Annotated in this window: 5 protein-coding genes; 2 read left to right on the forward strand and 3 right to left on the reverse strand. The window is 62.9% G+C overall.

Translation table 11 applies throughout. The features are described from left to right. Positions 1 to 278 precede the first annotated feature (278 nt). Entirely contained in the window at positions 279 to 1,187 is a 909-nt protein-coding gene (gene dprA, locus ASF72_RS16605; protein WP_056600696.1) for a DNA-processing protein DprA, read from the reverse strand. Between the two features lie 494 nt (positions 1,188 to 1,681). Here dprA and ASF72_RS16610 point away from each other — a divergent pair, with 494 nt between their 5' ends. Continuing rightward, a complete protein-coding gene (locus ASF72_RS16610; RefSeq protein ID WP_082484388.1) occupies positions 1,682 to 3,355 on the forward strand; it encodes a sensor histidine kinase in 1,674 nt (557 codons plus the stop codon). Between the two features lie 60 nt (positions 3,356 to 3,415). Here the strand turns inward: ASF72_RS16610 and ASF72_RS16615 are convergent, their stop codons facing one another. After that, a complete protein-coding gene (locus tag ASF72_RS16615; RefSeq protein WP_056600697.1) occupies positions 3,416 to 4,015 on the reverse strand; it encodes a recombinase family protein in 600 nt (199 codons plus the stop codon). 806 nt (positions 4,016 to 4,821) lie between these two features. Between ASF72_RS16615 and ASF72_RS16620 the strand changes: the two genes are divergently transcribed. After that, entirely contained in the window at positions 4,822 to 5,367 is a 546-nt protein-coding gene (locus tag ASF72_RS16620; RefSeq protein ID WP_056600699.1) for a hypothetical protein, read from the forward strand. A 130-nt stretch (positions 5,368 to 5,497) separates the two neighbouring features. On the opposite strand, the gene ASF72_RS16625 is transcribed toward ASF72_RS16620, so the two are convergent. Next, positions 5,498 to 6,568 (reverse strand): IS110 family transposase, encoded by a 1,071-nt coding sequence (locus tag ASF72_RS16625; protein WP_056600852.1) that lies wholly within the window; start codon positions 6,566 to 6,568, stop codon positions 5,498 to 5,500. Between the last annotated feature and the right edge of the window lie 510 nt (positions 6,569 to 7,078).

A 7,078-nucleotide genomic window follows, 5' to 3' on the forward strand; every position in this document is an offset into this window, starting at 1 on the left:
GAACAGGGCTAGGGTGTCCGGAGCTCTGCGACGGCACGCCCTGGGCCCAACAGCCGGCCGCGCCAGCGGACGCCCTTTTCCTTGGTGAGCTCTGCGAAACCTCCATCAGCACCCCGGGTCTGCTTTCGGGGTCCCTGGCATCGGCGGCCGCGCGCCCCCGGTAGTCGGCACTGAGTGTGTGAATGGGGGTCCGCCGCTCAGAAACACAGCGCAAGCCGGCCACGACGGCGGACCGCCCGCGGTGACCGCCCCGGTAACGGGACGGCCACCTGAAAGGACTACCCTGCGAGGAGCTCGGCCAGTTCGGCCGCCTCGGACACCAGTACCGCCCCGCCTTCCTTCAGAAGCCGGTGGCATCCTGCTGAGTTCGCGCTGTGCACGCTGCCGGGGACGGCGGCGACGTGCCGGGCAATGGTCTCGGCATGGTGGGCGGTGTTCAACGCCCCGGAGCGCCAGCGGGCCTCCACGACGCACGTCACCCCTGCCAGTGCGGCGATGATGCGGTTTCTCTGAAGGAAGCGGTACCGGGTCGGGGCGGAACCGGGCGGGAGCTCTGAGATCGTCAGGCCGTTGGCGCGGATCGTGGCCGCGAGGTCGGCGTTTCCGGACGGGTAGTCGCGGTCCAGTCCTCCGGCGAGGACGGCGATGGTGGCGGGGCCGTTGCCGTTGCTTCCGGCCAGTGCGGCGCGGTGGGCGTGGGCGTCGATGCCGTAGGCGAGTCCGGCGATGACGCAGATTCCGCGCTGGGCCAGGGTGTAGGCGAGGTCACCGGTAACGGCTGCGCCGTAGCTCGTGCAGTCACGTGAGCCTGCCAGTGCCACGCAGTTGGATGGCTCGGGGATCCCGTCCCCGATGTTGCCCCGGTACCAGAGGCCCAAGGGCGCGTCCGGGAGGTCGTCCAAGGCTTCCGGCCAGTGTTCATTTCCAGGGATGAGAAATCCGCCGCCCAGGCGTTCGATGGTGGCCAGGTCGTTTTCCGGGTCCAGGTCCGGCACGCGGGGTGCCCAGCGCTTCAGCGCGGCCGCCAGTTCCTCGGCCGTCACACCTGGGAGGGTGTGGGTCGGTTGGGCGCCGGTGGCTAGCCGCAGCGCGGCATACGCGCCGAGCCTGCCCACAAGGGTCCGTCCAACCGTGTCGTTCGGTTCGAACAGGCGGGTCAGGGCTGCGCGTGCAATGCGATCGTTCATGGTTTCTCTCGTCCTTTGCTGAGGATCCGGTGGGTGGGACGGCTTTGGTGACCGGCCAGCGTCCCCTCTCCCCCGGCGTTTTTTGCCTGCTGGCGGAGCAGCGCGTAGCTGTGCCGACGGAGCCGGGGCAACCCGAAGGGCAAGCAGCGGATGGGTTGTGGGAGGAAATAAGCGAAGCGCCGACACAAGACATCGGCTCCGCAGCCGTCCGCAGGACGGTTGAGCCGGTGGAGCGGGCACGTACGATCCGGAGGACAGCAGCAAAAAACAGAAAAACGCTTCTACAGCCCGAGCGCAGCGAGGACCGTTCACGTGCTCAGGCGCTGGATAGGCTGGGAAACGAGGACCCCGTCACCCGCCTTTTGAGGAGCACCTACAGGGTGTGGCGCTGAGCGTTAGCACAGTCGATTCAGTAGCCGCTAACGAAGAGTCACTTCCTAGGTGGATCCAAAGAGATCCTGATCGGCGCAGTGTCGTTATGATTGAATGCCCTTATGGGGGAAACTACGCTTCTGGTCACCGCAGAGCGTTTTTTTCGGGCGTTGGGCGCTCGAGGTCGGGCGATTCTTTTCCAGTTGCCGTTGTCCGTGACGATGCTGCTGGTCACGGCCTTGGTGATCATTTTGCACCCTGGCCTCGAGTGGTCGCAGCCGCTGCTACTCGGTCTGGGAGCCCATGTGCTCCTTCTGGGCGCGTGCGCCATCGTCCCGTGGGAACGTCTGCCTGTGAGAGCGGTATTGGTGATCCCGATCCTGGACTGCCTGGCCATAGGGTTGACCCGTGAAGCCGCGGACGAGTATCTGGCTGTACTGGGCTTTCTTCTCGTATTTCCGGTGGTCTGGCTCTCCGCCAGCCGGTACCGCGTTCAGGTAGTCGTTGCCGTTCTAGCAACAATCCTGAGCGCTGTCCTGCCGCCCATCATCCTCGGCACGGGATTCGACAACGCCGATTACATCCGCGTTGTGTTGCTCCCTGTAATTCTGGGAGCTATCGCAGGCACCACGTATGCGGCCTTCAATGTGATTTCACTGCAGCGGCGGTCCCTTGAACAACGGGAAACTGAGGTGCGTGAGTTGTTGGCCGGGAGCCAGGGCCGTGAACAACTACTCGGCGCTGTCTTGGATGCCGTTAGCGTGGCGGTGTGCACGGTGGATCTGCAGGGCCGAACCATCCTGACGAACCACCAATACAGCAGCCTCGCTCAGGCCGTCCCTAAGAACGCATTGGCCGAGAACTCGTCAGAAACCGTTTATGGCCGTGACAGGGAGAGTCCCCTGGCATCCGAGCAAACCCCCCGAAGCCGCGCCGCCAGGGGCGAGGCCTTCACGGACGAGTTAATCTGGACCGGCAGCGGCACCAGCCAGCGGGCCTATTCCGCCACCTGCCGACTGATCAAGGACCCCAGCGGAAACCGCTCCGGCGCCGTGATGGCCTTCGCCGACGTCACAGCCCTAGTGGAAGCACTCGCAGTCAAGGACCAGTTCGTCGCCAGCGTTTCTCACGAGCTGCGGACCCCGCTAACCTCAATCCTTGGATACCTGACCCTCGCCATGGACGAAGACCTGGCCCCAGACCTAGAGGACTACCTCACGGTGATCAGCCGCAACGCCGAGCGTCTCCTGGGCTTGGTGGATGACCTGCTTGCCACCGCTACTGATGCCCTGCACACCAATCCTCGCCCCGCGGACCTCGCCGAGGTCCTCACTCACAGCCTCGAAGCCGCCCGCCCCAGGGCCCGAGCGGCCGGAATCGCTCTCAAACTCGATCTGGAGCCAGGGCTCAACCTCACTGGAACATTCGATCCGGACCGCATCCGCCAAGCCATCGACAACCTGATTTCCAACGCCATCAAATACACCTCAGACGGGGGAACCGTCATCGCCTCCGCCTGCGCGACGGAAGAGCATCTCAGTTGCCACATCACGGACACCGGCATCGGGATGACGGAGGAAGAACGATCCCAGGCCTTCACGCGATTCTTCCGTGCCGCCAACGCGCACTCCTCCACTGTTCCAGGAGCCGGACTCGGACTGCCAATCACCAAATCCATCATCGAAAACCACAACGGAACCATCACCATCTCCAGCATCCCCGGAAAGGGAACCTCAGTAGCCCTGACCCTGCCTCGTACAACTACTGCGGCGCCATCGACTCAGAGCACCCCTTGAGACCCAGGCCCCTGCCAGCCGCGCGCCGAAGGGCACCGCCGTCGCCGGGCGCTCAGATCATCACTTGGTGCGACGGCTGCGCCGTGCTTCAGCCGCTTGCCGGTGACGGTAGAGCGTTGCACGGCTCCAGCCGACGAGCCTGGCAGCGTCTTCGGCCGTACGGCCCTTCGCGCGGGCGTCCTGGGCGATCGCCAGCTTGTCCGCGATGACGGCAGGATCGGACACCGGCCGGCCGAAGCGGGTTCCGTTCTGCCTTGCGGCGGCGATGCCGGCGTTGACCCGTTCGACGATCAGCTCGCGCTCATACTCCGCGAGGGTTGCGAGCATGTTCAGTATCAGCCGGCCCGTCGAGGTCACGGGGTCAATGCCATCGGAGATGGACCGGACCTGGACACCGCGGCCGCGTAGCAGGGCGACCGTGTTCAGGACGTCGATCAGCGACCTACCCAGCCGGTCGACCCGCCACACGACAACGGTGTCGCCTTCCTCGGCGTACTCGAGGAGCCTTTTCATTCCGGGCCGTTCGATCGCTGTCTTGCTTCCGGAGGTCACATCGGCGAAGACATCACGTTTCTGCACACCGGCGGCGACCAGTGCATCCAGCTGCAGCTGGGCGTCCTGGCTGGAAGTACTCACGCGGGTGTAACCCAATTGCCTCACAAAGAAATTCTGACTCGAAAAGCCCTCAATGCACTCGCGGCGAGACGATTTACCGCGAGACGCCTTTACGAGACGCCGGGTACCCGGTTATTCCGCCCGCTTGCGCGGCCGCCGCTGGATCCCCCGAGACTCGGGGTCAGTGTCTTGAAAAGCTGTTGTTTTATAAGACGCGGAGGCGGGATCAAGGAGCGGGATCATCGTCCATTGGTCGCAACTCACGCGCTGGTTTCTTGGGCGGCTGATACGAAAACCATTCAGACGGACGTGCCAAGTACCTTGAAGCAGCGGCTCCCCTCCGAATTTGAAATGACAAAGCCACTTGATCAGCACGGACAACCGCAAAGTCGATGTCCGCGGTCCCCGAAAAATGCACGAGAAACGCGCAGTGAGAACGCTGAGCTACTAATTACGTCATTACTGGCGGGAACGTGGCAGCCGGTCCGATATCCGATATGCACCTCATGGAAACCGGTATCCTTTCCGAGGGCACGACAACATGAGTCGGCGCTCACCAGACAAACATACTTTGGGGGCATAAATTGACTGCACGATCTACGGCTCGCCGCGCAACCGCCGGCGTCGTCCTAACTGGATTACTGTTCGCAGCCACTTCCTGCGCATCCCCTGCCGCTCAGGACCAGCCCTCCGCTACCTCCACAAGCGCTGCCTCTACAGCGGCGGCCGCCGCGAGCACCGCGCCGAGTAACGCTTCAGCCACCAAGATCAACGTTCTGCCAATTAAGGGACCGGCATCCGATGGCCGCGGGGCTTACCTCCAGACAAGCATCGCCGACGATGACCCCGCGATGACCATCAATCCTGGAATTATCGACCCGTCAGTGAAGTCACGCTTCACCGACGACGAAATCGCGTCCGCCAGTAAGTTCATCCTCAAATTCATGGCCGAAGAAGGCATCGATTCCACCCTGAACGGCAACCCCCTGGACGCCGGAAATGTCAACGATTGGTGGGAACGCAACAAGGCCAAGATCAACCCTTCCGACCAAGAGGAACTTCACACAGACCTACAAGGGCAAGACCCCAACAAGAACCTGGTCTGGCGCCCCCTTCACAGGCAGGGGAAATACGACCTTGCCTACGGGGCGGACCGGACCCACGTTCTGACGCGCACCATCACTCCAAAGAGCATGAAGGCAACCGAATCCAACGGCCTCACCTTGCTCGGACTTCAGGCCGACGTTAACTTCACCATGGCCGTAGTCGCGCAAGGCCATGAAACCGTAGAGCCTACCAACGCCGAAATGGCTTACATCGTGACCAAGGGCCAGGAGCCTGGAACCTGGCTCATCACCGGCTACAACACTTACTTCACCACCACCCCCGCCGGATAATCCGCCAACCATCCCCTTGCGGACCGGAAGAGCATCACATAAGCCAACGCGATGCGTCTCGAAACCTCAGTGCCTCAGAACGCTAGCGTTTCGAGACGGACCGCCGACTGCTTCAACCACCGCAGCGTGGTCACCCCGGTTCCGCAGTGGCGTACAGAACGTTGAGCTGGCGATAGAGCGTTCGGGCGATGTAGCGCTTGAGGGACCTGCGGATTTCACGGTAGCTACGACCTTCTTGGGTGCGTTTAGCGACGTAGTCCCGTGTTCCGGCGTCGTGGACCATCCGGGTCATGGTGATGGTGTGCAAGGCTCTGTTAAGGCGTCTATCACCGCCGCGGTTAAGCCTATGCCGGACAGTGTTACCGCTCGAGGCTGGCAAGGGATTCACCCCTGCCAGTGAGGCGAAGGCGGCTTCGCTGCGGACCCTTCCTGGATGCGACCAAGCTGTCAGGACCGTAGCGACCGTGACAGCCCCGGCGCCCACCATTTCCAAGAGCGGCGCCGCGGGGCTTTGCTGGATCAGCTCTGTCATACGCTTCTGGTTCGCAGCCAGCTGAGTGGTCACTTCGAGAACGCGGCGCGCCAAACGGACTGCTTCCTCGCGTGCGATTGATAGTTCGATCTGCTCCTGTCGTTCCCGCCATCTAGTGACTGTGGAGATTTGGGCCGGAGCCAGCGGTTTACGGGCGTCGATTCCCAGATCATGGGCCCGGAGCAAGGCGATGAGAGCGTTGCTATTCAAAGTTCGGTCCCGGGTCAACTGATCCCGGGCTGCGCTCAGAATCCTGAGTCCGGCACGAACTCCTTCATCCCGGCGCGGGGCTCGAAGCTGGGACTCCTCCAGGGCCAAAACTGCGGTTCCGATGGCTGCCGCGTCCAACGGGTCGGACTTCCCGATCCCCCGGCGACCCCGGGCGTTCATCCGCGGAGCTTCGGCGACCTCATAGCCCGCGTCGGTTACGGCCCTGGCCAAACGTGCCCCATAAGTACCGACACCCTCAATGGCCCATAAACACGCCATATCGCCGTCTGTCCTACGGCCTGCCCAGGCAAGTGCACGGGAAATCCCTGTCGCGGTGGTCGGGAACTGCTCGCTCGCGACTTGCCGCCTGCTGCTGGCCTCAAAGAGGGCATAAGTGTGAGTGCGGGCGTGACAGTCCACGCCGATGACGAACGGTCGGGTCTGAGCAACGATAGTCAACGCTGCCACCCTCCTTCCTTTCGAACGGGCAAGAACGGCCGCATAGCGGCCGGCATTGGACCTGGGAAGAGTCACATCGAGGCAAAACTGTGATGAGCCACAACCTACAAAGGCTGGGCAAGCTTCTAATCAAGCCACCGACGTGGAACAGGCCAATGCCGGCCGCTCCACCCAGCGCGGACAAGTCGGGGGAAACGCACCCTAAACGGGGCAAGTTGTTTTTCGAGTCACGCACCAGACAGAACGACCGGCATCAACACTGCCAGCCAGTCCCAGACCAACCTCTGCAAGACTCACAGTTGTTTTTTGGTTGCTGGCAAGCTTGCTTGCTCGGCGGCCGACGGAGCCCTGTCTACCCGTCAGGGCAAGGGCCGCGGGATCTGCGAAGGAAATAAGCGACGCAGGAGCGCCGCAGCCGATCCCGTGGGCCGCAGGCCCCGACGAAGGAGGGGCTAGACGGGGTGGAGCGGACGCCTAGAATCCGGAGGACAGCAACCAAAAAACGTCGAA

This window comes from Arthrobacter sp. Leaf141 (assembly GCF_001424565.1).
Lineage (GTDB): Bacteria > Actinomycetota > Actinomycetes > Actinomycetales > Micrococcaceae > Arthrobacter.

Excerpts from the sequence above, each read along its gene's own strand:
- dprA (WP_056600696.1), bottom strand. The coding sequence starts at position 1,187 with ATGAACGATCGCATTGCACGCGCAGCCCTGACCCGCCTGTTCGAACCG.
- ASF72_RS16610 (WP_082484388.1), top strand. The coding sequence starts at position 1,682 with ATGGGGGAAACTACGCTTCTGGTCACCGCAGAGCGTTTTTTTCGGGCG.
- ASF72_RS16620 (WP_056600699.1), top strand. The coding sequence starts at position 4,822 with ATGACCATCAATCCTGGAATTATCGACCCGTCAGTGAAGTCACGCTTC.